Source organism: Aurantimonas sp. Leaf443, assembly GCF_001425575.1.
Taxonomy (GTDB): domain Bacteria; phylum Pseudomonadota; class Alphaproteobacteria; order Rhizobiales; family Rhizobiaceae; genus Leaf443.
This window is the reverse complement of record NZ_LMRD01000008.1, coordinates 356,218-382,026: the sequence shown is the minus strand read 5'-3', so window position 1 is coordinate 382,026 and position 25,809 is coordinate 356,218. Positions and strand designations below refer to the sequence as shown.

General features: G+C 72.4%; 23 protein-coding genes. 12 read left to right on the top strand and 11 right to left on the bottom strand.

Annotated features, from left to right (window positions below; genetic code table 11):
* Window positions 1-91: 91 nt before the first annotated feature.
* The 3 genes from tal to ASG48_RS13160 all read left to right on the top strand — a co-directional run bounded on the left by tal (window position 92) and on the right by ASG48_RS13160 (window position 3,557).
* Window positions 92-1,060 (top strand): transaldolase, encoded by a 969-nt coding sequence (tal, locus tag ASG48_RS13170; RefSeq protein ID WP_055850393.1) that lies wholly within the window; start codon window positions 92-94, stop codon window positions 1,058-1,060.
* 123 nt (window positions 1,061-1,183) lie between these two features.
* Window positions 1,184-2,200 carry a DUF808 domain-containing protein gene (locus ASG48_RS13165; RefSeq protein WP_055850391.1) on the top strand — a complete coding sequence of 339 codons (1,017 nt, stop codon included), beginning with the start codon at window positions 1,184-1,186 and terminating at the stop codon, window positions 2,198-2,200.
* A gap of 106 nt (window positions 2,201-2,306) precedes the next feature.
* On the top strand, window positions 2,307-3,557 hold the full coding sequence (locus ASG48_RS13160; RefSeq protein WP_082529469.1) for an FAD-dependent oxidoreductase: 1,251 nt from the start codon (window positions 2,307-2,309) through the stop codon (window positions 3,555-3,557).
* A 14-nt stretch (window positions 3,558-3,571) separates the two neighbouring features.
* Here the strand turns inward: ASG48_RS13160 and ASG48_RS13155 are convergent, their stop codons facing one another.
* Both ASG48_RS13155 and ASG48_RS13150 read right to left on the bottom strand, forming a co-directional pair.
* Window positions 3,572-4,711 carry a PHB depolymerase family esterase gene (locus ASG48_RS13155; RefSeq protein WP_055850387.1) on the bottom strand — a complete coding sequence of 380 codons (1,140 nt, stop codon included), beginning with the start codon at window positions 4,709-4,711 and terminating at the stop codon, window positions 3,572-3,574.
* Between the two features lie 274 nt (window positions 4,712-4,985).
* Window positions 4,986-5,369, bottom strand: coding sequence for a response regulator (locus tag ASG48_RS13150; RefSeq protein WP_055850697.1), 384 nt, complete (start codon window positions 5,367-5,369; stop codon window positions 4,986-4,988).
* 305 nt (window positions 5,370-5,674) lie between these two features.
* On the opposite strand from ASG48_RS13150, the gene ASG48_RS13145 reads away from it, so the two are divergent.
* The gene (locus tag ASG48_RS13145; protein ID WP_055850694.1) at window positions 5,675-6,808 is read left to right on the top strand and encodes a GNAT family N-acetyltransferase/peptidase C39 family protein; all 1,134 of its coding nucleotides are present in this window, start codon (window positions 5,675-5,677) and stop codon (window positions 6,806-6,808) included.
* Between the two features lie 65 nt (window positions 6,809-6,873).
* A complete protein-coding gene (locus ASG48_RS13140; protein WP_055850386.1) occupies window positions 6,874-8,406 on the top strand; it encodes a RimK family protein in 1,533 nt (510 codons plus the stop codon).
* 21 nt (window positions 8,407-8,427) lie between these two features.
* Here ASG48_RS13140 and ASG48_RS13135 read toward each other — a convergent pair whose 3' ends face one another.
* From ASG48_RS13135 to ASG48_RS13115, 5 genes are all read right to left on the bottom strand, one after another.
* Window positions 8,428-9,642, bottom strand: a complete 1,215-nt coding sequence (locus ASG48_RS13135; RefSeq protein WP_055850383.1) for a GGDEF domain-containing protein — start codon at window positions 9,640-9,642, stop codon at window positions 8,428-8,430.
* Between the two features lie 196 nt (window positions 9,643-9,838).
* Entirely contained in the window at window positions 9,839-10,750 is a 912-nt protein-coding gene (locus tag ASG48_RS13130; protein ID WP_055850380.1) for an SDR family oxidoreductase, read from the bottom strand.
* 4 nt (window positions 10,751-10,754) lie between these two features.
* Entirely contained in the window at window positions 10,755-11,144 is a 390-nt protein-coding gene (locus tag ASG48_RS18850) for a hypothetical protein (RefSeq protein ID WP_244486899.1), read from the bottom strand.
* Window positions 11,122-12,252, bottom strand: coding sequence for a tRNA epoxyqueuosine(34) reductase QueG (gene queG, locus ASG48_RS13120; RefSeq protein WP_055850689.1), 1,131 nt, complete (start codon window positions 12,250-12,252; stop codon window positions 11,122-11,124). Before queG ends, ASG48_RS18850 begins: the two co-directional genes overlap by 23 nt.
* Before the next feature lie 183 nt (window positions 12,253-12,435).
* Window positions 12,436-13,425 carry an aldo/keto reductase gene (locus tag ASG48_RS13115; protein ID WP_055850378.1) on the bottom strand — a complete coding sequence of 330 codons (990 nt, stop codon included), beginning with the start codon at window positions 13,423-13,425 and terminating at the stop codon, window positions 12,436-12,438.
* A gap of 106 nt (window positions 13,426-13,531) precedes the next feature.
* Between ASG48_RS13115 and ASG48_RS13110 the strand changes: the two genes are divergently transcribed.
* Window positions 13,532-14,419, top strand: coding sequence for a LysR family transcriptional regulator (locus ASG48_RS13110; protein ID WP_055850376.1), 888 nt, complete (start codon window positions 13,532-13,534; stop codon window positions 14,417-14,419).
* Between the two features lie 13 nt (window positions 14,420-14,432).
* On the opposite strand, the gene ASG48_RS13105 is transcribed toward ASG48_RS13110, so the two are convergent.
* Window positions 14,433-14,723 carry a DUF1294 domain-containing protein gene (locus ASG48_RS13105; protein ID WP_055850374.1) on the bottom strand — a complete coding sequence of 97 codons (291 nt, stop codon included), beginning with the start codon at window positions 14,721-14,723 and terminating at the stop codon, window positions 14,433-14,435.
* 77 nt (window positions 14,724-14,800) lie between these two features.
* Window positions 14,801-15,493 carry a glutathione S-transferase family protein gene (locus ASG48_RS13100; protein WP_055850373.1) on the bottom strand — a complete coding sequence of 231 codons (693 nt, stop codon included), beginning with the start codon at window positions 15,491-15,493 and terminating at the stop codon, window positions 14,801-14,803.
* Between the two features lie 346 nt (window positions 15,494-15,839).
* Between ASG48_RS13100 and ASG48_RS13095 the strand changes: the two genes are divergently transcribed.
* The gene (locus ASG48_RS13095) at window positions 15,840-16,760 is read left to right on the top strand and encodes an undecaprenyl-diphosphate phosphatase (RefSeq protein ID WP_082529452.1); all 921 of its coding nucleotides are present in this window, start codon (window positions 15,840-15,842) and stop codon (window positions 16,758-16,760) included.
* A gap of 139 nt (window positions 16,761-16,899) precedes the next feature.
* Here ASG48_RS13095 and ASG48_RS13090 read toward each other — a convergent pair whose 3' ends face one another.
* Window positions 16,900-17,112: a hypothetical protein gene (locus ASG48_RS13090; RefSeq protein ID WP_055850371.1), complete on the bottom strand. Its 213-nt coding sequence runs from the start codon at window positions 17,110-17,112 to the stop codon at window positions 16,900-16,902.
* Window positions 17,113-17,345: 233 nt separating this feature from the next.
* Here ASG48_RS13090 and ASG48_RS13085 point away from each other — a divergent pair, with 233 nt between their 5' ends.
* The 4 genes from ASG48_RS13085 (at window position 17,346) to ASG48_RS13070 (ending at window position 22,941) form a co-directional block, all read left to right on the top strand.
* Window positions 17,346-19,136, top strand: a complete 1,791-nt coding sequence (locus tag ASG48_RS13085; RefSeq protein WP_156381592.1) for a DEAD/DEAH box helicase — start codon at window positions 17,346-17,348, stop codon at window positions 19,134-19,136.
* A gap of 225 nt (window positions 19,137-19,361) precedes the next feature.
* A complete protein-coding gene (locus ASG48_RS13080) occupies window positions 19,362-21,704 on the top strand; it encodes a DUF3772 domain-containing protein (protein WP_082529451.1) in 2,343 nt (780 codons plus the stop codon).
* A 116-nt stretch (window positions 21,705-21,820) separates the two neighbouring features.
* The gene (locus ASG48_RS13075) at window positions 21,821-22,222 is read left to right on the top strand and encodes a CidA/LrgA family protein (RefSeq protein ID WP_055850367.1); all 402 of its coding nucleotides are present in this window, start codon (window positions 21,821-21,823) and stop codon (window positions 22,220-22,222) included.
* Window positions 22,219-22,941, top strand: coding sequence for an LrgB family protein (locus ASG48_RS13070; protein WP_082529450.1), 723 nt, complete (start codon window positions 22,219-22,221; stop codon window positions 22,939-22,941). Before ASG48_RS13075 ends, ASG48_RS13070 begins: the two co-directional genes overlap by 4 nt.
* A 72-nt stretch (window positions 22,942-23,013) precedes the next feature.
* Here the strand turns inward: ASG48_RS13070 and ASG48_RS13065 are convergent, their stop codons facing one another.
* A complete protein-coding gene (locus ASG48_RS13065) occupies window positions 23,014-24,228 on the bottom strand; it encodes an ROK family transcriptional regulator (RefSeq protein ID WP_055850365.1) in 1,215 nt (404 codons plus the stop codon).
* Between the two features lie 237 nt (window positions 24,229-24,465).
* Here ASG48_RS13065 and ASG48_RS13060 point away from each other — a divergent pair, with 237 nt between their 5' ends.
* Window positions 24,466-25,734 carry an ABC transporter substrate-binding protein gene (locus ASG48_RS13060; protein ID WP_055850363.1) on the top strand — a complete coding sequence of 423 codons (1,269 nt, stop codon included), beginning with the start codon at window positions 24,466-24,468 and terminating at the stop codon, window positions 25,732-25,734.
* Window positions 25,735-25,809: the final 75 nt, after the last annotated feature.

The following is a 25,809-nucleotide window of genomic DNA, read 5'->3' as shown; positions in this document are numbered from 1 at the left end:
GGCGGACGCGCTTGAACGCACCCCATCCGCCCGACCGATCGCGGGGCGCAGGAACGCGCGATCGCCCGCCCGACACAGAAGGACCGAATCGATGGCTTCCAAGCTCGAACAGCTCCGCGAGATGACCACCGTCGTCGCCGACACCGGCGACATCGACGCCGTTCGCGCGCTGAAGCCGGTGGACTGCACGACGAACCCGACGATCGTGCTGAAGGCGCTCGGCACCCCGGCCTTCGCCGGCGCCTTCGACGAGGCGCTCGCCTGGGGCCGGCGCCAGGGCGGTTCGTCCACGGGCGTCGCCAACGCGGTCGCCGACCGCCTCGCCGTCTCCGTGGGCAGCGCGCTCGCCGAACTCGTGCCGGGCCGCGTCTCCACCGAAGTCGATGCCGACCTCTCCTTCGACATCGAGGCCTCGGTCGAGCGCGGCCGGCGCATCATCGCCGACTACGAGGAGCGCGGCGTGCCGCGCGAGCGCGTCCTCATCAAGCTCGCCGCGACCTGGGAGGGCATCCGCGCCGCCGAGATCCTCCAGAAGGAGGGCATCGACTGCAACCTGACGCTGATCTTCAACCGCACCCAGGCCATCGCCTGCGCCGATGCGGGCGTCTTCCTGATCTCGCCCTTCGTCGGCCGCATCATGGACTGGTACGCCAAGTCGACCGGCAAGACCTACACGGCCGAGGAAGATCCGGGCGTGCTCTCGGTGCGCTCGATCTACGATTACTTCAAGTCGAACGGCATCCGGACCGTCGTCATGGGCGCCTCCTTCCGCAATGTCGGCGAGATCGAGGCGCTCGCCGGCTGCGACCGGCTGACGATCTCGCCCGCCCTCCTCTCCGAGCTTGCGGCGAGCGAAGGCCCGCTGGAGCGTCGCCTGTCGCCCGAGCGCGCCGAGAAGATCGAGCCGATCGCGCTCGACGAGGCCTCCTTCCGCTGGGCGATGAACGAGGACGCGATGGCGACCGAGAAGCTCGCCGAGGGCATCCGCTCCTTCGCCAAGGACCTGCGGTCGCTGCGGGGCCTGGTGGAAGAGCGCCTGGCCGAGCGCCCGGCCGCCTGACGGAACGGGCGGCGGGCTCATCCCCGCCGCCCCGGCCCACGGGGTTTTCCGGGAACGGGCCTTCCCAAACGCGGCGCGGACCCGATCTGTGTCGGTCAAAGAAGCCGACGGGAGTGCTGCGCCTTGAGCATCGGTCTGATCGCCCTCCTCGACGACGTGACGGCGCTGGCCAAGGTCGCGGCCGCCTCCATCGACGACGTCGCGGCCCAGGCCGGGCGTGCCGGCATCAAGGCGGCGGGCGTCGTCATCGACGACGCGGCCGTGACGCCGCGCTACGTGACGGGCTTCAACGCCGCGCGCGAACTGCCCATCGTCTGGCGCATCGCCGTCGGCTCGGCGCGCAACAAGATCCTCTTCCTTCTGCCGGCCGCGCTGCTCCTCTCCTTCTTCGCGCCCTGGGTCATCACCCCGCTCCTGATGATCGGCGGCGCCTATCTCGCCTACGAGGGCACAGAGAAGGTCTACGAGGCGCTGGTGCCCCACAAGGCGCATGCGCACGAGGCCAAGGTGGGCGTCGCCCCCCAGGACCCCAAGGCGCTGGAGGAGGCGCGCGTCGCCGGCGCCATCAAGACCGACTTCATCCTCTCGGCCGAGATCATGGCGATCACGCTCGCCTCGCTCCCCGAAGGCTCGGTCTTCATGCAGGCGGCGGTCCTGGCGGTCGTCGGCCTCGGCATCACCGCCGTCGTCTACGGCGCCGTCGCCCTCATCGTGAAGGCCGACGACATCGGCGTGGCGCTCGCCGCCTCGCGATCGACCTCGCCGCTCGCCGGCCTCTGGCGCGGCCTCGGCCGCGGGCTCGTCACCGGCATGCCCGTCTTCCTGAAGGTGCTGGCCGTCATCGGCACGGCGGCGATGATCTGGGTCGGCGGCGGCATCGTCCTGCACGGTCTGGAGACCTACGGCCTGTCCGGGCCGGCCCATTTCGTCCACGATCTCGGCGTCTCGGCGGGCGCCCTCGTGCCGGCGATCGGCGGCCTTCTGGAATGGATCGTCTCGGCGGCGGGCGCCGGCGTCGTCGGCCTTGCCGTCGGCGCGATCCTCATCCCGCTGACCGCCTTCGTAATCGCCCCGCTCTGGCGCGCCGTCTCCGGCCTGTTCGGACGCGGCAAGGCGGGTCCGGCGACGCCCGGCCACTGAGCGGGGGGCGGCACGACCCGCATTGCCGGCACCGAAAGGCGGTGCCGCTGCGGCCGGCGATGCGCTAGGAGATCCGCCGGACAGGAGCACCGGGGGACCCATGGCCATGGACCGCGCCATCACCATCGTCGGGGCCGGCCATGCCGGCTTCCAACTCGCAGCGGCACTGCGACAGGCGGGCTTCGCCGGGGCGCTGACGCTCGTCGGCGACGAGGCGGACCTGCCCTACAACCGCCCGCCGCTCTCCAAGGCCTTTCTCGCCGGCGCCGCCGACGAGGCCGGGCTCGCCTTCCGCCCGGCGCCCTGGTTCGCCGAACACCGCATCGACCACCGCGACGGCCTGCGGGTCGCCGCCATCGATCGCGACCGCCGCACGCTGCGCCTGGCCGACGGGTCGGACCTCGCCTATGACCGCCTGGTCCTGGCGACGGGCGCGCGCAACCGCCGCCTTCCCGTGCCGGGCGCCGATCTCGAAGGCGTCCTGATGCTGCGCAGCCTCGAGGAGGCGCGGCGGGTGCGCGGCGCGATGGACGGCGCGCGCCGGGCCGTCGTCGTCGGCGCCGGCTTCATCGGGCTGGAATTCGCAGCGACCGCCGCGCTCAAGGGGCTGGCCGTGACCGTCGTCGACGTCGCGCCGCGCGCCCTGTCGCGCGTGCTCTCGCCGGAAGCTTCGAGCGCGGTCGAGGCCTATCACCGCGCGCTCGGCGTCGATCTGCGCATGGGCGCGGGCATCGCCGCGCTCGAAGGGGAGGGCGGGCGCGTCGCGCGGCTGCGCCTCTCCGACGGGCGGGCGGTGGAGGCCGATCTCGTCGTCGTCGGCATCGGGGTCGTTCCCAATGTCGAACTCGCAGGCGATGCGGGCCTTGCGATCGGCGACGGCATCATCGTCGACGAGACGCTCGCCACGAGCGATCCCGCCATCTTCGCGCTCGGCGACTGCGCGCGCGCGCCCAATCCGCACGGGGCCGGGGAGACCGAACGGCTGGAATCGGTGCAGAACGCCAACGATCAGGCCCGCGCGCTCGCCGCCCATCTCACCGGCGCGACGATGCCGGCCGTTCCCGTCCCCTGGTTCTGGAGCGACCAGGGCAAGGTGAAGATCCAGATGGCGGGGCTCGCGGCGGCGGCCGACGCCGCCGTGACGGCGGGCGGGCCGGCCATGCCCGGGGCGGCCGGCGATCCGCCCCAGCTCACCGTGCTGCGCTTTCGGAACGGGCGCTTCGTGGCGGCCGAGACGCTGAACCGGCCGGGCGACCACATGGCCGCCCGCGCGCTCCTCGCCCGCGGCGCCGGCCCGTCGCCGCAGGAGGCGACGGCGCCCGGCTTCGAGCTGAAGGCCTACGCCAAGTCCCGCTGACGGGCCGGCCGCGCTCAGCCGTGCGGCTGGGCGAGGAAGAAGCGCGCCATGGCCCGGCTCGCGTCGGGGCCGGCGGGATCGGTATAGGTGCCGGCCGCGCTGCCGCCCGACCAGGCGTGCGGGCCGCCATGCAGCGTCCAGGTCTCCAGCACCACCCGGCCCGACCCGTCGGTCTCGACGCGGCGGCTGTAGGCGCGCCCGCCGGGCGCGGTGCCGGTTTCCTCGCGCGCCTCCAGCGCGTGGGGCCCGCGCGCCCCGTGCGCCACGGACTGGGCATTGGCCGGATGGACCGTCGCGTCCTCGTCGCCGTGGAAGACGATGGTCGGGATGGGGGCGGCGCCCGGCGCGCGAGGCCTGGCGGGCGCGCCGTTGCGCATGGCGGAAAAGGCAGAGCCCATGTCGCTGGCCGCCCCGCAGGCGAGGCCGGAATGGACGCCGACGGCGCGAAAGAGGTCGGGATAGGCCGCCCCCATGATCGCGGCCTGCGCCCCGCCCGCCGAAAGGCCGGCGACGAAGACGCGGCCCGCCTCCACGGCGAAGTCGCGCTCGATGTCGCGCACGATGCCGGCGATCAGCGAGGGCTCGCCGCGCTCGCGGCCCTGATCCTCGGGCTTGAACCAGTTCCAGCATTTCGAGGCGTTGGCCGCCTTGCTCTGGGCCGGCCAGGCGACGAGGAAGCCGTGCTCCTCGGCGACCTCGTTCATCCGCGTGCCGGCGGCGAAATCCTCGGGCGACTGGGTGCAGCCATGCAGCATCACGACGAGCGGCATGGGAGCCTCGCGATAGGTGGAGGGCACGTAGAGCCGGTAGGCCCGCGTTCCGGCCATGCCCGTATGGTCGAGGCTCTCGAAGCGCGCGCCGGGCGCGAGCTTCGGCTCGGGCGCCGGGGCCTTGGCGCCGAGGCCGCCGGGAAGCTCGAAGGGCATCTTCTTCAGCCCCGCTCCGAGCCCCGCCCCGAGCCGCGCCGCCATGTCGCCGAGGGCCGAGAGGTCGGGGCCGGCATGGGGCATGCGGGGCTGGCCGGCCGGCGCGTCGCGCTCCGTCCCGACGGCGGGCGCCGCACGGCCGGTCAGGGCGGCGAGCGCCTCGTCGAGGCGTCCGGCCCGCGTGAGGCGCGTCGCCTCCAAGAGGGCAGCTTTCGAAATCGGGCTCATCGCATCGTCCTTCCGGCGTGGTGTCGGTCCTCGCGCAAGGATCGGCTGACCCATCAGATGGGGGTCTCATGCTGCGATGCAATATGAACCGGGAAAACCGTTCGCCGGCGTCGGCCGCGATGCGCAGGCAGGGGGGGACGAAGCGGCGGTTGCCGGCTGCGCGTCGCCGGCACGTTGCCGGGAAGCGTCCGCCACCCGGGCGACCTTCGGCCGGCACGGTCCATGCGCGGCCGCTGTCCGGCGCGATGGGCCCGAACGCGACGGGCTGCGACGCTCAGCCGTCCTTCAGGACGACGCGCTCCAGCGTGCTGGCATCGTAGGGCTTGGCGATGAGCGGCCAGGTCGTGGGGGCGACCTTCACATAGCCGGAGACAAGGACGATGCGCAGCGACGGCCAGCGTTCGGCGGCGATGGCCGCGAGGTCCGGGCCGGACAGGCCGGGCATGCGGCAGTCGCTGAAGAGGATGTCGACATCCGGCCGCGCCTCGAGCACGGCGAGCGCCTCGTTGCCGTTCGAGGCTTCCAGGACCTCGAAGCCCATCTCCTCGAAGAGATCGACGGCGTTCATGCGCACCAGCATCTCGTCGTCCACGACGAGGGCCACCTTGCGCCCGTCCTTGGACGTCGGGCGTCCGGAGAAATCGGTCGTCAATGACATCGTCTCGGTCATCCCGTCATGCGCGAACGGCGCCAGGGCCCGTGTGGCCGATGCCGTTCCTTGCGTTGCAGTGCCGAACCCATGGACCCTTCGGCAGTCGTCAAACTTGCGGCGGCGCGATAGGTTCCAGCCGGAGGCAGCTTTTCCCGCCCGCCCTCGCCAGCCTGCGGGCGCGGGGTCTATAAGGGCGGCGCAACATCCTTCGGCCCGCCCTCGCCATGTCTCTGCCCACGCCCCGCTCCTCGCCCGCTCCCGAGGCCGCCGACGCCGCGCCGCGCGGGCGCTGCGTGGAGGGGCGCGATTTCATGCTGCGCGCCGCCACGCCCGCCGATCTGGAGCGGCTGCTCGAGATCGAGACCGCCGTCTTCGACGCGGACCGCATCTCGCGCCGCTCCTTCCGCAATCTCCTGTCCGCCCCGAGCGCGCTGATCGTTCTCGCCGAGACGGTGGAGGCGCCGGCGGGCGGGCCGCTGCTCGGCTATTGCGCGCTGCTCTTTCGCCGCTCCACCGGCCTTGCCCGCCTCTATTCGCTGGCGGTGGCCAAGACCGCGGCCGGACGCGGCGTCGGGCGGGCCCTTCTGAAGGCCGCCGAGCGCGGCGCCTACGAGCGCGACCGCTTCGCCCTGCGCCTCGAGGTGCGCGAGGACAACGCGCCGGCCATCGCGCTCTACCGCTCGGAGGCCTTCCGGCCCGTCGGCCGCTATCTCGACTACTATGCCGACCGCATGTCGGCGCTGCGCTTCGAGAAGACGCTGCGCGGCGAGCGCCCGCTGGAGACGGGCGTGCCCTATTACCACCAGACCACCGACTTCACCTGCGGCGCCTGCTGCCTGATGATGGCGCTGGCGCGCGACGTGCCGGGCGTCGTGCTCGATCCGGTGCTGGAGATCCGCCTGTGGCGCGAGGCGACGACGGTGTTCATGATGTCGGGCCCCGGCGGCTGCGAGCCCTACGGGCTGGCGGTGGCGGCCCACGAGTTCGGGCTCGACGCCGAGATCCACGTCTCCGAGCCCGGCGACCTCTTCCTGGAAGGGGTGCGCAGCCCGGAGAAGCAGAAGGTGATGGCGCTCGCGCAGGAGGACTTCCGCCGCCGGGCCGAGGGATACGGCATCCCCGTCCATATCCGGCCCTTCCAGATCGACGACCTGCGGGCCGCGATCGCGGCCGGGGCGACGGCCGTCGTCCTCGTCTCGGGCTATCACATGTTCGACAAGAAGGTGCCGCACTGGGTCCTCGCCCATGGCGATGATGGACGGCATATCGTCGTCCACGACCCCTGGGTCGAGGACGAGCGGGGCGAGACGGTGGCGGACGCGGCGAGCCTACCCATACCCTATGCGGTTTTCGACCGGATCGCGCGCTTCGGCAAGGTGGGCCTTCGCGCCGCCGTCTTCCTCTCGCCGCGCCCTGGCCGGGCGAGGCCCCCGGCCAGGGCGTGACGGCGCAAGCCCGCCGCGCCGCCATGTCCGTCCCATCCCGTTCCGCCCTCTGAGGTTCCCAGCCGATGTCCCAATGGGTCGTCCTCGTCGGGCGCGCGTCCGATATCGAAAACGGCGCGACGCCGCACAAGATCATGACGAGCCGGGACTATCTCGCCCGGCCGGGCCTCTTCCGCGGCCAGCGCCCCAAGCTCATCAACCTCTCGCGCTCCTACGCCTATCAGAGCCGGGGCTACTACGCCTCGCTGCTCGCCGAGGCGCGCGGCCACCGCGTCATCCCCTCCGTCGAGACGATGATCGACCTCTCCGAGCGCAAGCTCTACGAGAACGCCCTGCCCGAGCTCGACGCAGCCCTCGCCAGGGCGCTGGAGAAGAACGCGGCCGAGCCGGCGGCCGCGGCCGGCAAGGGCGGCAAGCCGGCCGCGCCGGCCGGCAGGAGCAAGGGCGAGGCGGCGCCGGGCTTTCTGCCCGCCTCGCCCATCCGCATCTATTTCGGCTTCGCGCGGGACCACCGGCTCGACCGCTTCGCCAAGCTCCTCTTCGACTGGTTCCGCGCTCCCGCCCTCGAGGTGCATTTGGAACCCGGCACCGCGCGCATCCGCCGCATCGCCTTCGCCTCGATCGGCAAGCTCGACGAGGCCGAGCTCGTCCGCCTCCATGCCGACCTGGAACGCTACACGGCGCGCGAATGGCGCGCCGCCAAGGCCAAGACGCCGGCCAAATACGTCTTCGCCACCCTTTACGACAAGAACGAGGACCTGCCGCCCTCCTCGGTCGAGACCCTGAAGCACTGGGCGAAGATCGCCGCGCGCCAGGGCGTCGACGTCGAGCCGATCACGCGCCGCGACCTGGCGCGGCTCGCCAATTTCGACGCGCTCTTCATCCGCGAGACGACCTCGATCTCCAACCACACCTACCGCTTCGCGCGCCGCGCGATGCAGGAGGGCATGCCCGTCATCGACGACCCGATCTCGATGATCCGCTGCACCAACAAGGTCTATCTGAACGAGCTGATGGCCGCCAACGGCGTGGCGACGCCGGCCTCGGTCATGATCGGCGGGCGCGAGGATCTGACGCGGGCCGCCGACGAACTCGGCTTCCCGATGGTGCTGAAGATCCCCGACGGCTCCTTCTCGCGCGGCGTGAAGAAGGTGGGCGACATGGCCGCGCTCGAGGCGCTGGCGGGCGCCTGGCTGGAGGACAGCGACCTCCTCATCGCGCAGGAATACATGCCGACGCGCTTCGACTGGCGCATCGGCGTGCTCGGCGGGCAGCCGCTCTTCGCCGTGCAGTATCTCATGGCCAAGAGCCATTGGCAGATCATCAACCACGAGGCGGGCGGGCGCCCGCTGGAGGGGGGCTTCCGCTCCTTCGCCCTCGGCCAGACGCCGCCGCACGTGCTCGACGCCGGCCTCAGGGCGGCGCGCTGCATCGGCGACGGGCTCTATGGCGTCGACCTGAAGGAGACCGACGACGGCGTCTTCGCCATCGAGATCAACGACAATCCCAATCTCGAGCACGGCGTGGAGGACCAGGCGGAGAAGGACGAGGTCTGGACGCGCCTGACGCGCTGGTTCATCGACCGGATCGAGACCTGACGCCCCGCCCGGCTCGAAGGCTCAGGCCGCGCTGGCCTGCCGTACGGCCGCGCCCTCCGGCCCGGCCGTCTCCCGGCCGGTCTCCTCGCGCCCCGCCTCGTCCGGCACGATGCCGAGATCGATCGCCACGCGGTTTCGCCCCGCCGCCTTGGCGCTGTAGAGCGCGCGGTCGGCGCCCTCCTGCAGCACGGACCATTGCGTGGCGCTGGTGCCCGCCACCGAGAGGCCGATGCTGACGGTGACCGGCAGGCGCAGGCCCTTCCAGACGATCTCCTCGCTCGCGAGCGTGGCGCGGATCTCCTCGACGAGGCGCACGGCGCGGCTCGCCTGCGGCCCCGGCACGAAGATCACGAACTCCTCGCCCCCGAAGCGCGCGAAGATCTCGCCGTGTCCCAGACGCCGCTCGACGATGGCGGCGAAGGCGGTCAGCGCATGGTCGCCCGCCGCGTGGCCGAACTGGTCGTTGAGGCGCTTGAAACGGTCGAGATCGAGCACGGCGAGCCCGTCGCCGGCGCGCGGCTCGGGCGGCACGAGGTCGAAGAAGCCGCGCCGGTTGGCGGTGCCGGTCAGCGAGTCCGTCACCGCGACGCGCCGGTGCTGCAGCTCGGTGCGCTCGCGCACCATCGAGCTGACGAAGGCGGCCAGCCCGTAATTGATCGTCAGGAGCAGCGCGAAGCCGGTCGTCGCCGAGATCGGCGGCGCCCAGCCGAGGAGGTCCGGCGCGACCTGCAGGGCGTAGATGGCCGAGCCGGCGAAGAGGCAGAGGGCGAGCGGGCCGCGCGAGGGCAGGGGTTCCACCCGCCGGCGCCAGGCGATCGAGAGCCCGCCGACGAGGAGGATGCCCGCGCCCGCGGCGTGGAAGACGAGCGAGCGCAGCGCCGCCTCCATCGTGCGGTCGAGCGTCAGCGCGAAGGCGACGAGGGCAAGGCCCGCGCAGATCAGGCTCCAGTGCCAGCGCAGCGGACTGTCGAGGCGCTGGAGGCCCTGGAGGAGGAGGATGTCGCCGAGAAGGCAGACGGCGAGGACCGATTGCGTGGCGAAATCGGGCAGCGCGGCCTCGAGGATGTTGAGGCCGCCGAGCGCGGCGCCGAGCGAGAGGAGGGCGAAGCCGAGGGCGATCCGCAGCACGCCGGCCGGCCGGCCGGCGCGCAGCCACAGGTGAAGCAGCGAAGCGGCGCCCGCCACCAGCGAACTCTGATGCAGGAGGAGGACAGTGCCGAGATCGAGGGACGCCATCGTATGCCAACTCCAGGGATCGGCGTCGCGATCGATGCCACCCGAGAAACGCACGAGCTCCGCGAATGGATTGGAAGCCGGCCGACAGCTTGCGGCCACAGGGTTAAGGCAAGGTTTCCGCCCGCCCGGGGTCCCCCGGCGGAAGGAAGCGCCCGCCCGCCGCCTGCCCGCCCGGCCGCCGCCCGCCGCCCGAAGGTCAGGCCGGCGGCGCGATGTCTTCGGTCAGCGAGGCGAGGCCCTCGCGGAAGGTCGGGTAGCGCAAGGCGTAGCCCGCCGCCTTGAGACGGGCGTTCGAGACGCGCTTGTTCTCGCCGTAGAAGCTGCGCGCCATCGGCGTCAGGGTCGCCGCGTCGAAGGGAATTTCGGGCGGCGGCGCAATCCCGGCCATCGCGGCGGCGTGGGCGACGACGTCCTGCGGCGGCGCGGGCTCGTCGTCGGTGACGTTGAAGACGCCGCCGAGGCGGCGCTCGGCGAGGAAGGCGAGCGCGCCGGCGATATCGGCGACATGGATGCGGTTGAACACCTGGCCGGGCTTCACCAGCCGCTTGGCCGTGCCCTTGGCGAGATTCACGAAACTGTTGCGGCCGGGGCCGTAGATGCCCGACAGGCGCAAGGTGGCGAGCGGCACGCGGCGCGTCTCGGCGACGCGCGCCCAGGCCTCCTCGGCCGCCACGCGCTCGCGCGAGCGGGCCGAGACCGGCTTCGGCGCGCTCTCCTCGTCGACCAACGCGCCGTCGTGGTCGCCGTAGACGCCGACGGTCGAGAGATAGCCGATCCATTCCAGCGCGGGACAGGCATGGGCGATCGTGTCGGCGTGCCAGCGCAGGACCGGATCGCCCGGCGGCTGGTTGGCCCCGCCGACGGCCGCGCCCGGAGGCGCCTCGTGGCCGGGCGGCACCGAGACGAGGAGATGGGTCGCGCGGTTGAGCGCGGGCGCGATGCCCTCGCCCGGGCCCGTGCCGTCGTAGACGAAGGGCCGAAGGCCATGCGCGGCGAGCCGCGCCGCCTTCTCGGGCGAGCGCACGGTGACGCCCTGCACGCTGTCCCGGCTCAGCGTCTCGACGAAATGCGCGGCCGAATAGCCGTGGCCGAAGACGAAGAGATGCATCGTCTCAGGACCGCCGGTGGAGCCGGCCGACCGAGCCCACTTCCAGGCGGCCGATGCGCAGGCGGCCGATCTCGGCCTCCCCGACGCGCGCCTTGCCGACCGAGAGCCGCCCGATTGCGAAGGCGCCGATCGCGACCGCGCCGATGGCGAGCGCCCCGAGCGCCAGGGCCCCGACGGCGCCCGCCCCCAGCGCCTCGCTCTCGCGCCGGCGCGTGCGCCGCAGGAGACGATGCGCCTCCTCCCCGCTCCAGGACAGCGCGCGCCGCGCCTCCTCCACGCGCGTCTGCAGCGTCTCGCTCGCGGTCTTGATCGCCCGCGCGCCGGCTTCGGCGGCCGTCTTGCCCGCGTCCGCCGCGCGGGCGGCGACGTCGTCAGTCTTCCTGCGCCAGAACATGCCACTCGCTCCGAACCATCGCGTCCTCCTCGTTATGGAGGGCGTCGGCGCGTCTTTCCAAGGCGTCGCGCGCAGAAAGCCGCGCCAGCGCCCAGACCGCCATCGCCCGCACCAGGGGCGCGGGGTCCGCAAGGCGCGCGAGGACGGCCGGCAGGAGCTCCGCCTTGCCGGAATTGCCGGCCGCCACGAGACAGTTGGAGACGAACTTGGCGTGCCCGACGCGCTTGATCGGCGAGCCGGAGAAGAGCGTCCGGAAGCCCGTCTCGTCGAGGGCGAGAAGATCGGCGAGCGCGGGCGCCTTCAGGTCCTGCCGCGCCACGAGCTTGGCCTCGCGCGCCGAGACCGCGAACTTGTTCCAGGGGCAGACGGCGAGGCAGTCGTCGCAGCCGTAGATGCGGTTGCCCATGGCGGCGCGGAAGGCGCGGGGAATGGGGTTGCGCGTCTCGATCGTCAGGTAGGAGAGGCAGCGCCTGGCGTCGAGCTGGTAGGGCTGCGGGAAGGCGTCGGTCGGGCAGGCGGTCTGGCAGGCGGTGCAGGAGCCGCAGAGATCGCGGCCCGGCGCGTCCGGGAGAAGGTCCAGCGTGGTGAAGACCGAGCCGAGGAACAGCCAGGAGCCGAAGTCGCGGCTGACGAGATTGGTGTGCTTGCCCTGCCAGCCGAGCCCGGCCATCTGGCCGAGCGGCTTCTCCATGACGGGCGCGGTGTCGACGAAGACCTTCATCTCGCCCTGGCCCGCCCTGGCGAGGAGGCGCTGGCCGAGCTCCTTCAGCCGGCCCTTGATGACGTCGTGATAGTCGCGGTGGCGCGCATAGACCGAGATCGCGCCGCGCTCGCGCCTTTCCAGGATGGAGAGCGGGTCCTCGTCCGGCCCGTAATTCATGCCGAGAACGAGGATCGAGCGCACGTCCGGCCACAGGGCCCGGGCCGAGCGGCGGCGCCCGGCCGTCTCGGGCAGCCAGTCCATCGTGCCGTGCCGTCCGGCTTCGACGAAGGCGTCGAGCCGGTCGGCGGCGGTCACGTCCCCCGTTCCCGGCGCGACGCCGAACGCGTCGAAGCCGAGCCGAGCGGCGTCCGTCCTGGCGAAGGCCTTGAGGGCGTCGGGTGTCATGGCCCCCGTATAGCGGGGCGAGGGCGGGGCGGCGAGCCCGCGCCCGTCCGCCCCGCCCGCCTGTTTCATACCGCCGCTCCTTCGGACAGACCTGTCCGAAGGAGCAAGGCAAGCCCGAACGGGCGTCCGCCCTCATGGGCGGAACCTTCGTTCCGATGAAGTCAGAACGAAGGCGCGATGGTATCAGAGCCCGGTCATGGCGAGCTGCGCGGCGGTGTAGCGCTCGCCCGTCACCTCGCCCTGGATGCCGGCGATCTCCTCGATCTCGGCCGGCGTCAGTTCGATCTCGGCGGCCGCCGCGTTCTCCTCCAGATGGCGGATCTTGCGCGCGCCCGGGATCGGCACGATGAAGTCGCCCTGCGACAGGACGAAGGCGATGGCGATCTGGGCGGGCGTGGCGTCCTTCGTCTTGGCAAAGCGCGCCAGAAGCTCCACGAGCCGGGCATTGGCCTCCATCGCCTCCTTCTGGAAGCGCGGCAGGTTGCGGCGGAAATCGGTCTCCGAGAGGTCCTCGGGCTTGGTCACCGCGCCCGTCAGCCCGCCGCGCCCGAGCGGCGAATAGGGCACGAAGCCGATGCCGAGCTCCTTCAGGACGGGCAGGATCTCCGCCTCCGGATCGCGCGTCCACAGCGAATACTCGCTCTGCACGGCGGCGATCGGATGCTCGCGATGGGCGCGCCGGATCGACTGCGCGCCCGCCTCCGAAAGGCCGAGCGCGCGCACCTTGCCCTCGCGCACGAGATCGCCCATCGCCCCGACCGTCTCCTCGATCGGCACGGACGGGTCGACGCGGTGCTGGTAGAAGAGGTCGATGCGCTCCACGCCGAGGCGCTTCAGCGAGGCCTCGCAGACGCGACGGGCGTTGTCCGGCCGCCCGTCGACGCCCGCCATGCGCGCCGCGCCCTCGCCTTCGGCCGCGATCCTGAAGCCGAACTTCGTGGCGATGATCACCTGGTCGCGTCGTCCGGCGAAGGCCTTCCCCAGGAGGATCTCGTTCGTATAGGGGCCGTAGACCTCCGCCGTGTCGAAGAAGGTCACGCCGATGTCGATCGCCCGGTGCAGCGTGGCGATGGCCTCCGCCTCGTCCTGCCCGCCATAGGCGTGGCTCATGCCCATGCAGCCGAGGCCGACGGCGGAGACCTGAAGGTCCGTCCCGAGTTTGCGCGTCTTCATGAATGCTCCGATGCTGGTCGTATCCGATGGTGACGCGAACTTGGCGCAGGACGGCTGGGGAGGAAAGCCGTACAATGGCGCATGCCGTGTTCGACTGGATTCATCGATGGACCGCGCCGACTTCCCCCGCCTCGCCGTCCTGTCCAGCGTCGCGCGCCTGCGCAGCTTCCGCGCCGCGGCGCGCGAACTCGGCCTCTCGCCGTCCGCCGTCAGCCATTCCGTCGCCAAGCTCGAGGAGCGGCTCGGCGTGCGGCTGGTGGCGCGCACCACCCGCGCGGTCTCCACGACGCCGGAGGGCGAGCGCCTGCTCGCGCGCATCGAGCCGGCCTTCCTGGAAATCGATCAGGCGATCACCGAGACCGGCCTCGCCGCGCCGGTGGCGCTCGGCCCCTTGCGCATCGCCGCCCCGATGTCGGCGGTGCATCTCGTCCTGATGCCGCAGATGGCCGGTTTCGTCGCCGCCCATCCCGGCGTGGTGCCGGAGATCGTCGGCGACGACGGGCTCAGCGATCTCGTCGCCGAGGGGCTCGACGTCACCGTGCGCCTCGGCGAAAGCCTCGATGCCGACATGATCGCGGTGCCGGCCAGCGCGCCGCTCACGCTCGCCGCCGTCGCCTCGCCCGCCTATCTCGCCCGTCACGGCACGCCGGCCTCGCCCGAGGACCTGTCGCGCCACCGCGCCGTCCACCGCCGCTTTCCCGATGGCGGCCTCTATCGCTGGGAGTTCTCGCGCGCCGGGCGCGCCGTCACCGTGCTGCCGCCCGCGGCGCTGGTGGTGAACGGCGACGAGATGGCGCTGGCGGCGGCCGAGGACGGGATCGGCATCGCCATGGTGCTCGCCCCGCGCGCGGCGCCGCGGCTCGAAGAGGGGCGGCTGGTGCGGGTGATGGAGGACTGGTGCCCGCCTTTCCCCGGCTTCCACCTCGCCTATCCGACGCGCCGTCAGATGCGCCCGGCGCTGCGCGCCTTCGTCGACCATTTCCGCTTTCGCTGAGGCGGGCGCCGGGTCACCCCGATAGGAGAACGGCGAAGAGCCCGACGAGGGCGACGAGATGGAGAAGAAGGATAGCGCCGAGCCGCGTGCGGAACGGCTCCTTGCGCGTCTTGTGGCGGAGCCCGCGCTGCGCGATGACCGTCCCGGCGCCGCCCCCGAGAAGGGCGAGCGCGAGAAGCGTCCTCTCCCGGATGCGCGGGGCGCGCCGTCCGGCCCGCGCCTTGTCGATCGCCATGGCCGCATAGGCGAGGAGATTGATCGCCGCGGCATAGAGGACGATGGCGAGGGCGAGACGGGCGTTCATCGGGATTTCCCGGTCGTGAGCGGACGCATGGCGCGCCGGACCGAAGGCGCAGGCGCGCTCGCGCGGAGGCCGGAGCCCTAGAAGTCGAGCTCGGCGTAGTGATGCACCGGCGGCACGCCGCGGATGCGCTCGGCGAGAAGCGGGCGGAAGGAGGGGCGCGACTTCAGGCGCATGTACCAGTCCTTGGCCGCCGGCTCCTCGTCCCAGGCGACCTCGCCGAGATAGTCGAGGATCGAGAAAGCCGCCGCCGCCGAGACGTCGGCATAGGAGAGGCGCGGGCCGGCCAGCCAGTCGCGGCTCTCCGCCAGCCAGCCGAGATAGCGCATGTGGTGCTTGAGATTGGCGCGCGCGGCGCGGATGGCGGACGCGTCCGGCGGGCCGCCGCCTTCCTGCGCCTTCATCTCCAGCTTGAAGATGCGCTCGCGCACGAGATAGCGCGTCACCTCCGCGTCGAGCTTGCCGAGGAACCATTCGGTGAGCCGGCGCGCCTCGGCGCGCTCGATCGGCTTTTCCGACATCAGCCGCCGCTCGCGCTGGAAGGCGCCGCGCGTCTCGTCGAGATATTCGGCGATCACCATGCCCCCGACCATGGCGGGCCCGTCGTCCTCCTGCATCACCGGCAGGGTCGCGGCCGGGTTCAGCATCAGGAACTCGCGCCGCCGCTCCCAGGGGCGCTCCTCCACGAGCTCCATCCGCTCGCCGTACTCGTCGAGCACGAGCCTGACGAAGCGGGAGGCCGCGGACATCGGGTGGTGGTGGAGCTTGAGCATGGAAGGCGGTTCGATGGCTCGCGTCCGGCCCGGCAGGCCGCGGCGCAGGAAAGGGGCAGGTCCGGAACGGCGGCGAGGGCCGATCCGGGCCCCGCGCCGTTCAAAGTGACGCCAAAGGATCAACGGATCCTCAACATCGCTCCAGTCAGCGGCGACATAGCAGTCCTGACGCGCGCTGCAAGGGCCGGGGCCGGGCCGCCGGGCGGGGCGGGCGCCCGGACGGCGCGCCGCCGCTCGCCTTCACAGGGGCGCCTTCCGGCGGTATTGCAGCGCAGCACGAAACGGCCAGTCCGGCGTCAGCCCGGGCCGCTACAAGCGCCCGCGGCGCCCATCTCGAGGAACGTTCATGGACATCGCATCCGTCGCCGACGCCATCGCGCTCGGCATCGTCGAGGGGCTGACCGAGTTCATTCCCGTCTCCTCGACGGGGCATATCCTCCTTCTCGGCCATTTCCTCGGCTTCCAGTCCACCGGCCGCGTCTTCGAGGTGCTGATCCAGCTCGGCGCGGTGCTGGCGATCCTGATCGTCTATTTCCAGCGCCTGTGGCAGCTCTTCGTCACGCTGCCCAGCAGCCAGAAGAGCCGCCGCTTCGTCCTCGGCATCCTTCTCGCCTTCCTGCCGGCGGCCTTCTTCGGCGCCCTGGCGCACGACTTCATCAAGCGCGTCCTGTTCGAGACGCCCGAGGTGATCTGCGTGGCGCTGATCGTGGGCGGCATCCTCCTCCTCGTCATCGACCGCCTGCCGCTCGAGCGGCGCTATACCGACGTGATGGACTACCCGCTGTCGCTCTGCCTGAAGATCGGCCTGTTCCAGTGCCTCGCCCTCGTGCCCGGCACCTCGCGCTCGGGCGCGACGGTCGCCGGCGCGCTGCTGATGGGCACGGACAAGCGCTCGGCGGCGGAGTTCTCCTTCTTCCTCGCCCTGCCCACGATGGGCGGCGCCTTCGCCTACGACCTCTACAAGAACCGCGACGCGCTCTCGGCCGACGATCTGGGTCTCGTCGCCATCGGCTTCGTGATGGCGCTGCTCTCGGCGCTCTTCGTCGTGCGGCGCCTCCTCGACTTCGTCTCGCGCCACGGCTTCGCCCCCTTCGCCTGGTGGCGCATCGCCGTCGGCACCGTGGGCCTGATCCTCCTGATGACGGCAAGCCCCGCCCCGGTCGCCGCGCCCGCCGCCGCCGGCCTCTCCGACGCCGCCCCCGGTTCCTCGCAGCTCGCCGAACGCGGCGAGCGCCTCACCGACCACGGCGCCCCGATCGCGCGCTAGGTCGTCGTCGCCCGCGCCCGTCCCGCGGATCGGTGCGCCCGCGGCCGGTCTGCGGCGGTCTCCGGGAAGGAAACGAACGAGGCGGCCGCGAGGACGCAGGGCGCTTCCGGCATGCGTCCGGCCCTCGGCCGCCTGCCGCTCAGTCCCGGCCTTCCTGCGCTGCGTCTTCCTCCGCGTCGCGCGGCGGGGGCGGGGCGAGGCGGCGGGCGAGGTCCATGGCGGTGCCGGAGAAGGTCGCGCCGCGCTCGCTCGCGCGGTAGCATTTCCAGAGGCCCGTCTTCTTGTCGCGCTTCCAGCCGGCGGCGGCGACTCTGGCCTCGGCTTCCGTCTCGCCCCGCGTCTTGAAGGCCATGGCCCGCTCCCTTCCTTTCGCGGGCGCCCGCCGCTTCGGGTCGGCGCGCCGCCTTGTCTCGCCGCCTCTTTGCCCTGCCGCGGGGCATGGCTGCAAGCCGGGATGCGCCGTCCGGGGGGCGCGCCTCGATTGAGCCGAAGCGGCGGCTGTGCCATAGGCTGGCGTGAGGGAGGGCATGCTGCCATCCGCGTGGCCGGTCCACGCCGCCCCGCTGCCATCCGAAGGAAGATCCGATGCCGTTTGCCGCCACGAGCGCGCCGCTTGCCAAGGCCCTAGCCGAGCGCGGCTACGAGACGCCGACCCCCGTCCAGGAAAACGTGCTCAAGCCCGAGACCGAGGCGCGCGACCTCCTCGTCTCGGCGCAGACGGGCTCGGGCAAGACCATCGCCTACGGCATCGCCATCGCCGCCACGATCCTCGGCGAGGCCGAGCGCTTCGGCCAGGCCGGCGATCCGCTGGCGCTGATCGTGGCGCCGACGCGCGAACTCGCCATCCAGGTGACGGCCGAGCTCGCCTGGCTCTATGCCGACGCCAAGGCCGAGGTCGTCACCTGCGTCGGCGGCATGGATCCGCGCGCCGAGCGGCGCAAGCTGCAGGCGGGCTGCCACATCGTGGTGGGCACGCCCGGCCGCCTGCGCGACCATCTGGAGCGCGGCGCGCTGCAGATCGGGGCGCTGCAGGCGCTCGTGCTCGACGAGGCGGACGAGATGCTCAATCTCGGCTTCCGCGAGGATCTGGAGTTCCTGCTCGAGGCGACGCCCGCCGAGCGGCGCACGCTCCTCTTCTCGGCGACGCTGCCCAAGACCATCATGGCCATGGCCAAGCGCTACCAGCGCGACGCCCTGCGCATCGAGGTGGCGCGCGGCACGTCCGGCCATGCCGATATCGAGTATCGCGCCGTGCGCATCGCGCCCAACGAGATGGAGCACGCGATCGTCAACGTGCTGCGCCATGCCGACGCGCCGAGCGCCATCGTCTTCTGCAACACGCGCGAGGCGGTGCGGCACCTGCATTCGGGCCTGCTCGAGCGGGGCTTCCAGGTCGTGACCCTGTCGGGCGAGCTCGGGCAGAACGAGCGCAACACGGCCATGCAGGCGCTGCGCGACGGACGGGCGCGGGTCTGCGTGGCCACCGACGTCGCCGCGCGCGGCATCGACCTGCCGAGCCTCGGCCTCGTCATCCATGCCGACCTGCCGAGCGACGCCGAGACGCTGCAGCACCGTTCGGGCCGCACCGGCCGGGCCGGGCGCAAGGGCGTCTCGGTGCTGCTCGTGCCCATTTCGCGCCGCCGCAAGGCCGAGCGCCTGATGGCCGAGGCGCGCATCAACGCCACCTGGGGCGGCGCGCCCTCGGCGGAGGAGATCCGCCTGCGCGACGAGGAGCGCCTCCTCACCGATCCGATCATGGACGTGATGGCGAGCGAGGAGGAGGCCGCCTCGGCGAAATCGCTGCTCGAGCGCTTCTCGCCCGAGGTGATCGCCACCGCGCTGGCGCGCCTCTACCGCGCCCGCCTGCCGGCCCCCGAGGACGTGTTCGATCCCGGCTTCGGCCCGGACAAGCGCGGCACCGACTTCGCCGATGCCGGCGAGCGCCGCGCCAAGCCCGGGCGCGAGATGGCGAGCGTCTGGTTCCACATGGATGTCGGCCGGCGCAACAATGCCGACCCGAAATGGATCCTGCCGCTGCTCTGCCGCCGGGGCAAGATCACGCGCCAGGAGATCGGCGCGATCAAGATCTACGACCGCGAGACGAAGTTCGAGATCGCCGAGGAGGTGGCGCGCCGCTTCGCCTCGGCCGCGCGCGTCAGCGCCGAGGACGACATCACGATCACGCCCGTCGAGGGCGGCTTCATCGCGCCGGCCTCGGCCGAGCGCGGGCGCAAGGGCCCGGGCGGGCCCGGCGGCAAGCGGCCCTTCCACAAGAAGGACGGCGGCAAGCCCGGCGGACGCCCGGCCGGCGGGCCCGGCGGCGACACGCGCGGGCCCCGTCCCGACAAGCGCCGCGCCCGGCCCGCGCAGGGCTGACGGCACGGCGCCGGCGCCCGTCGCAGGACCGGCGCCGGCCCTTCGAGAGCGCATGGCGCGTCGCGGCCCGCCCGGCATGGCCGGCCCGATCTCGATTCCCGCGCCCATCGTTTCGCCTTCCTCGTGATGTCGGTGTCGCCGCGACCGCGGCCGCCGTCCGGCCGGCGGAATCGACATCCGGACTTGCGAGGGGACGGCGCGCGACGGCGCCGTGAATGAGCGCGAATGATCAGAGCGACCCGGCACGGCGGCTTCCTGGCCGCCCTCTTCCTCTGCCTCACCCTTCTCCTGGCGCCGCCGGCGGCCGCGCAGGGCGGGGGGGACGCGGCGAGCGATCCGGTCGTCGCCCTCGACCGGCAGACCGACGAGTTCGCCGCGATCACCAAGGCGGCCGCCGGCAACGGCGACGTGGCGCAGAAGGCCGAGCTTCGCGACCGCGCCATGGCAGTCGGCATGGCCGCCAACGCGGCGGTGGCGCTTCTGGAGCCGCAGCTCGTGGCGATCGACGCGCGCATCGCCGAGCTCGGCGAGGCGGGCGACGCCGAGGCGCCCGACATCAAGGCCCAGCGCGACAAGCTCGCCGAGGATCGCGGGCGGCTGGACTCGGCGATCAAGCGCGGGCGCCTGCTCGCCGCCGACGCCAAGGACACGATCGACCAGCTGATCCAGGAGATCAACGAGGCCTTCAACCGCGACACGTTCAAGCGCGTGGCCTCGCCGCTCTCGCCCGAACTGTGGCGCGCGGGCGCGCGCACGATCGACGACGATCTGGCAAGGCTCGGCGACTTCATCCGCTTCTCGCTCGTCACCATCTCGGCCAGCGACCCCGCGCCGCGCATCACCGTCATGTCGGCGGCCCTGGCGCTGGCGCTGTTCCTCATCCTGCCGGCGCGCCGGCGGCTGCGCCTGGCGGGCCGCAACTTCGCCATCGCCCAGGTGCCCGCCTCGCGCGCCCGCCGCTCGGGGCTGGCGCTGTGGTTCGTCGTCGTCGGCACGCTCACCTCCGCGCTCGCCTTCGTCCTCGTCTATTTCGCGATGAACTGGTCGGGGCTCCTGACGCGCGGCACGCGCCCGCTCGCCGAGGCGCTGACGGCGACGGCGGCCGTCGGCTCCTTCGTCATCTCGCTCGGCGCCGGCCTCCTCCTCGTCGGGCAGACCTCCTGGCGCCTCCTGCCGATCAGCGAGGCGGCGGCGCGGCGCCTGCGCTCCTATCCCGGCCTCACCGCCGTCCTGACCTTCTTCGGCGTCTTCCTGGTGGAGGGCGCGCGGGCCGTCGGCGTCAGCCAGACCGGCGCGATCTTCGTCAACTACCTCGTCGCCTTCACCTATTGCGGGCTCATCGTCTCGGTCCTCGTCAGCCTCAGCCGGCAGCGCCGGCTGGAGGGGGAGGCGCGCGAGCCGAGCGCCCAGACGACGCTCGTCACCCTGGCGACGCTCGCCGCCTGGATCGCGGTCGCCGTCAGCCTGATCGCGGCCCTGCAGGGCTACGTGAACTTCGCGCTCTTCCTGTCGCGCCAGACGATCTGGACGGCGATCGTGGCGGCGGCGACCTATCTCCTGCTCGTCGTCGTCGACGACCTGTGCACCACGCTCTTCTCGGCCGAGAGCCGGATCGGGCGCTCGCTGCACACCGGGCTCGGCCTTCGCAAGACGCAGGTCGGCCAGCTCGGCGTCGTGCTCTCTGCGATCCTGCGCATCGCCATCCTCGTCCTCGCCGCGCTCCTCCTGTCCGGCCCGCTCGGGCCCGGCGCCTCCTCGCTCTTCTACCAGTTCGGCTCGACGGCCGAGATCACCGTCGGCGGCTTCACCATCGTGCCGGGCGCGATCCTGAAGGCCATGGTGGCGCTGACGGTCGGCATCCTCCTGATGCGCGCCGTGCGGCGCTGGCTCGACGAGCGCTTCCTGCCGGCGACCGACCTCGACCCCGGCGCCCGCAACTCGGTCTCCACCATTGTCAGCTATGCCGGCATCATCCTCGCCGGCTTCTGGGCGCTCTCGGCGCTCGGCATCGGCGTGGAGCGCATCGCCCTCGTCGTCTCCGCGCTCTCGGTCGGCATCGGCTTCGGCCTCCAGGCGATCACCCAGAACTTCGTCTCCGGCCTGATCCTCCTCGCCGAACGCCCCGTGAAGATCGGCGACACGGTGCGCATCGGCACCGACGAGGGCGACGTGAAGCGCATCTCGGTGCGCTCCACCGAGATCCAGATCCCCGACCGCTCGACGCTGATCGTGCCCAATTCCGAGCTCATCACCAAGACGATCCGCAACATGACGCTCGCCAATCCGCTGGGGCGCATCCAGATCGCCTTCTCCGCGCCGCTCGACGTGGACGTGAGCGCCGTGAAGCGGCTGATGCTCGACATCTACGCCCGCAACGAGACCGTCCTCGCCGAGCCCGCCCCGTCCATCTTCATCGACGCGATCGAGGGCGGGCAGGTCGCCTTCAAGTCCTTCGCCTTCGTGTCGGGGCCGCGCGTCGTCTATTCCACCCGCAGCGCCATCTTCTTCGAGATGCTGGAGCGCTTCCGCGCCGAGGGCGTGCATCTGGTGGCGCCGCCGGCGGCGTGACGCCCGCCCGCCGCGGGGCTTGACGAAGCGCCGTTCGGATTGTGCCTAGCGGGGAGCGGCGACGACGGCGCGCCGCCTGGAATCCGGCCGCGTCCGCCGCCGGAAAGGAGGTCTCCTTGCTCTTCGGTCTCTTCGCCATCCTCCTGTGCCAGCTGGCCGGCGAGGCCGTCGTGCGCGGTCTCGGGCTCCCCGTTCCCGGGCCGGTCGCCGGCATCGTCCTCCTCTTCTGCGGCCTCGCGCTCGCCGACCGGCGCCGCCGCGCGGGCGCCGGCGCGGCACACGGCTCGGCCCCGGTCGGGGGCGCGGCGGACGGGCTCCTGTCCTATCTCGGCCTCCTCTTCGTGCCGGCCGGCGTCGGCATCGCCCAGTCGACGGGTCTGATCGCCCGCAACGGCCTGCCGATCCTTCTCGTCCTCGTCCTCTCGACGGTTGCCACGCTCCTCGTCACGGTCTTCGCCTTCCTCCTCGTGCGCCGCCTGCAGGGGCGAAGCGGGCCGGCGAGGGAGGGCGGAGCGTGAGCCCGGCCTCGATCTTCGAGCTCTGGGTCTATCTCGCCGCGAGCCCGCTTCTCTGGCTGACGCTGACGATCGGCGTCTTCCTCGGCGCGCGCCGCGTGGCGCGGGCCTGCGGCAACCACCCGCTGGTGAACCCGATCCTGCTCTCGATCGCCGTCCTCGTCGCCATCCTGGCGGCGACCGGCACGCCCTACGCCACCTATTTCTCGGGCGCGCAGTTCGTGCATTTCGCGCTCGGCCCGGCGACGGTCGCGCTGGCCGTGCCGCTCTACCGCAACCGCGCCCTGGTGCGCGCCACGCTCCTGCCGATCCTCGCGGCGCTTTTCGCCGGCACCTTCGCGGCGGTCGGCTCGGCGGTCGGGCTCGGCCTCCTTCTGAACGTGCCCGGCCCGCTGGTGGCCGCGCTGGCGCCCAAATCCGTCACCGCCGGCATCGCCATGGGCATCGCCGCGCAGATCGGCGCCGACCCGGCGCTGACGGCGGTCTTCGTCATCGCCACGGGCATCATCGGCGCCATCCTGGTGACGCCGCTGATGAACGCGCTGCGCATCCGCGACTTCGCCGCGCGCGGCTTCGCCGCCGGGCTCGCCTCGCACGGCATCGGCACCGTGCGCGCCTTCCAGGTGAGCGACGTGGCCGGCACCTTCGCCGGGCTCGCCATGGCGCTGAACGGGCTCGTCACCGCGCTCGTCGCCCCGCTCGTCCTGTCGCTGCTGCGCTGACCGCGCGGGACGCAGGCCGCCGGCGCCGGGCGCGAGGGCCGCCCGCCCGCTCCGCCGCCTCGCGCGACCCTTCTAGCGCGGAGCGTGATAGACGAGCGCCCGGTCGACCGAGAGCATGGCGCGATGCAGGATCGAGGCGCCGCCGATCGCCGCCCCGTCGAGACCGAGCGCCGACAGGCGCACCTGCGGCACCGGCTGGCCGGGCATGACATGGGCCGCGAGCGCCTCGGCGATGACCTGCGGCCCGTAGGCCGAGACGGCGGCGACGGGGCCGCCGAGGACGATGCGCTGCGGGTCGAGCAGCGCCGTCAGCCCGGCGAGCGCCCGGCCGAGTTCGGCGCACCAGTCCCTGGCCGTCCTCAGCGCCGCCGGCTCGCCCGCGGCGAGCCGCGCCAGCATCGCCTCCAGCGTGTCGGCGGACCCGCCGTGGAATCGGTGGCGCTCGAGCAGGGCCCCGCGCCCGACATAGGCCTCGAGCGAGCCGGGGATCACGCCGGCGCAGGAGAAGCCGGCGCCGCCGAGCGGCAGATGGCCGAACTCGCCGGCATAGCCGTGATGGCCGCGCAGGAGCACCCCGTCGGCGACGACGGCGCCGCCGATGCCGGCATCCATGAACACGTAGGCCGCGTCGCGCACCGCCTCCCCGCCGCCGCCGCGATAGAGCTCGGCCATGGCGAAGGCGTTGGCGTCGTTCTCGACGGCCAGATGCGCGACCTCCGGAAAGGTCTCGCGCAGGCGCGGCAGCACCGGCACGTTCGACCAGCCCAGGATGGGCACGCGCACGACGACGCCCTCCTTGTCGACGATGCCGGGCACGGTGACGGCGATGCCGCGCACGCTCTGCCGCGCGCCCAGCGCCCGCAGGATCGCCGCGGCCTGGGCGAAGGCCCGTTCCACGACGCGTCCGGGCGCCTCGTCGAGCGCGAAGGCCTCGTGCTCCTCGGCGATCTTGCGCGCCTCCAGGTCGATGACGACGGTGCTGATGCGCCCGACGCCGATATCGGTGCCGACGAAGAGCGCGTGGTTCGGGCGAAGGCGCACGAGCGTGCCGGGGCGCCCGGTGCGCGCGGGCACGCTCGCCGAGGCCGGCACCGTGGCGGGGCCGGGATCGCTCTCGCCCTCCACCATCAGCCCCTCGTCGACGAGGCCGGCGACGATGGCGCCCGCCGTCGAGCGCGTCAGGCCGAGTTCGCGCGCCAGCGTCGCCCGGCTCATGGGCCCGAGCGTGAAGACGGCGTCGAGGGCGCGGATCTCGTTGATGTGGCGCACGGCGCGGGGCATCGACATCGGCGGCAGCTTTCCCTTGGCGATCGTCGGGGGAGGGCGGGCGAGGCCCGCCTGGGTCCCGCCGCGATCGCTCGGCCCGCAGTATCGGCCTGTCGCACCGCAGCACAAGTGGCGGCGGACAGGCCATTGACACCTACGCGCTCCTATGTTTGTTTTCAATCCAAACAAACTGGCGCCGGAGGAGGCGCCGGTCTGTGGGAGGGCCGGCACTGGGGCCGGCCAGGGGAGGAGACATCGATGAACCGCTTTCTCACCGCGTCGGCGCTCGCGCTGACCATGGGCGCCTTCGCGCCCGCCGTCGTTCCGGCCGCGGCCCTCGCGCAGGAGCAGACGGTCGAGGTGCTGCACTGGTGGACCGCCGGCAGCGAGGCCGCGGCCGTCGGCGTCCTGAAGGACGACCTCGCCAAGAAGGGCGTCGCCTGGCAGGACATGCCGGTGGCCGGCGGCGGCGGCGAGGCCGCCAACACGGCGCTCAAGGCGCGCGTGGCGGCCGGCAACCCGCCGACGGCCGCCCAGCTCCTCGGCATGACCGTGCGCGAATGGGCCGGCGAGGGCCTTCTCGGCGACCTGACGGCGGAAGCCGAGACGCAGGGCTGGGGCGACGTCCTGCCCACCGCGATCAAGGATTTCGCCGTCGAGGACGGCAAGTGGGTCGCCGTGCCCGTCAACATCCACCGCCCGAACTGGCTCTGGGTGAACGCCAAGATCTTCAAGGACAACGGCCTGACGCCGCCCAAGACCTGGGAGGAGTTCAACACCGTCGCCGACGCGCTGAAGGCCAAGGGCATCACCCCGCTCGCCCATGGCGGCCAGCCCTGGCAGGACACGACCGTCTTCGACGACGTGGTGCTCGGCGTCGGCGGCCCGGACTTCTACCGCAAGGCCATCATCGAGCTCGACGAGGAGTCCCTGACCTCCGACACGATGGTCAAGGTCTTCGACCAGATGCGCAGGATCCGCGGCTATGTCGATCCCGGCTTCTCGGGCCGCGACTGGAATCTGGCCACCGGCATGCTGATCCGCGGCGAGGCGGCCATGCAGCTGATGGGCGACTGGGCCAAGGGCGAGCTGGTGAAGGCCAATGTCACGCCCGGCGAGGAGATCCTCTGCCTGACGGCGCCGGGCACGGAAGGCGCGTTCCTGTTCAACACCGACTTCTTCGCCATGTTCGACGTCGGCGACGCGCAGAAGGCGGCGCAGGCCTCCTTCGCCGAGAGCGTGATGGCCAAGGACTTCCAGGAATCCTTCAACCTCGTGAAGGGCTCCATTCCCGCCCGCACGGATGTCTCCGGCGACAAGTTCGACGCCTGCGGCAAGAAGTCGATGGCCGACATCAAGGCCGCCGAGGGCGCCAAGACGCTGATGGGCTCGCTCGCCCACGGCCATGCCCAGCCGGCCGCCATCCAGCGCGCCATCTTCGACGTCGTGACGCAGCACTTCAATTCCGAGATGTCCTCGCAGGACGCGGTGAAGGCGCTTCTGGCCTCGGTCCAGGCCGCGCAGTAACGCGCCGCCACCGGGGCGCAGGGCGCTTTCACGCGCCCTGCGCCCTTCGCGCCGAGCCTTGCCGCGTGTCCCTCC

Bases quoted from the DNA above. Each gene is read 5' to 3' on its own strand.
- tal (WP_055850393.1), top strand. From the start codon at position 92: ATGGCTTCCAAGCTCGAACAGCTCCGCGAGATGACCACCGTCGTCGCC.
- ASG48_RS13160 (WP_082529469.1), top strand. From the start codon at position 2,307: ATGGACCGCGCCATCACCATCGTCGGGGCCGGCCATGCCGGCTTCCAA.
- ASG48_RS13155 (WP_055850387.1), bottom strand. From the start codon at position 4,711: ATGAGCCCGATTTCGAAAGCTGCCCTCTTGGAGGCGACGCGCCTCACG.
- ASG48_RS13150 (WP_055850697.1), bottom strand. From the start codon at position 5,369: ATGTCATTGACGACCGATTTCTCCGGACGCCCGACGTCCAAGGACGGG.
- ASG48_RS13145 (WP_055850694.1), top strand. From the start codon at position 5,675: ATGCTGCGCGCCGCCACGCCCGCCGATCTGGAGCGGCTGCTCGAGATC.
- ASG48_RS13140 (WP_055850386.1), top strand. From the start codon at position 6,874: ATGTCCCAATGGGTCGTCCTCGTCGGGCGCGCGTCCGATATCGAAAAC.
- ASG48_RS13135 (WP_055850383.1), bottom strand. From the start codon at position 9,642: ATGGCGTCCCTCGATCTCGGCACTGTCCTCCTCCTGCATCAGAGTTCG.
- ASG48_RS13130 (WP_055850380.1), bottom strand. From the start codon at position 10,750: ATGCATCTCTTCGTCTTCGGCCACGGCTATTCGGCCGCGCATTTCGTC.
- ASG48_RS18850 (WP_244486899.1), bottom strand. From the start codon at position 11,144: ATGTTCTGGCGCAGGAAGACTGACGACGTCGCCGCCCGCGCGGCGGAC.
- queG (WP_055850689.1), bottom strand. From the start codon at position 12,252: ATGACACCCGACGCCCTCAAGGCCTTCGCCAGGACGGACGCCGCTCGG.
- ASG48_RS13115 (WP_055850378.1), bottom strand. From the start codon at position 13,425: ATGAAGACGCGCAAACTCGGGACGGACCTTCAGGTCTCCGCCGTCGGC.
- ASG48_RS13110 (WP_055850376.1), top strand. From the start codon at position 13,532: ATGGACCGCGCCGACTTCCCCCGCCTCGCCGTCCTGTCCAGCGTCGCG.
- ASG48_RS13105 (WP_055850374.1), bottom strand. From the start codon at position 14,723: ATGAACGCCCGTCTCGCCCTCGCCATCGTCCTCTATGCCGCGGCGATC.
- ASG48_RS13100 (WP_055850373.1), bottom strand. From the start codon at position 15,493: ATGCTCAAGCTCCACCACCACCCGATGTCCGCGGCCTCCCGCTTCGTC.
- ASG48_RS13095 (WP_082529452.1), top strand. From the start codon at position 15,840: ATGGACATCGCATCCGTCGCCGACGCCATCGCGCTCGGCATCGTCGAG.
- ASG48_RS13090 (WP_055850371.1), bottom strand. From the start codon at position 17,112: ATGGCCTTCAAGACGCGGGGCGAGACGGAAGCCGAGGCCAGAGTCGCC.
- ASG48_RS13085 (WP_156381592.1), top strand. From the start codon at position 17,346: ATGCCGTTTGCCGCCACGAGCGCGCCGCTTGCCAAGGCCCTAGCCGAG.
- ASG48_RS13080 (WP_082529451.1), top strand. From the start codon at position 19,362: ATGATCAGAGCGACCCGGCACGGCGGCTTCCTGGCCGCCCTCTTCCTC.
- ASG48_RS13065 (WP_055850365.1), bottom strand. From the start codon at position 24,228: ATGTCGATGCCCCGCGCCGTGCGCCACATCAACGAGATCCGCGCCCTC.
- ASG48_RS13060 (WP_055850363.1), top strand. From the start codon at position 24,466: ATGAACCGCTTTCTCACCGCGTCGGCGCTCGCGCTGACCATGGGCGCC.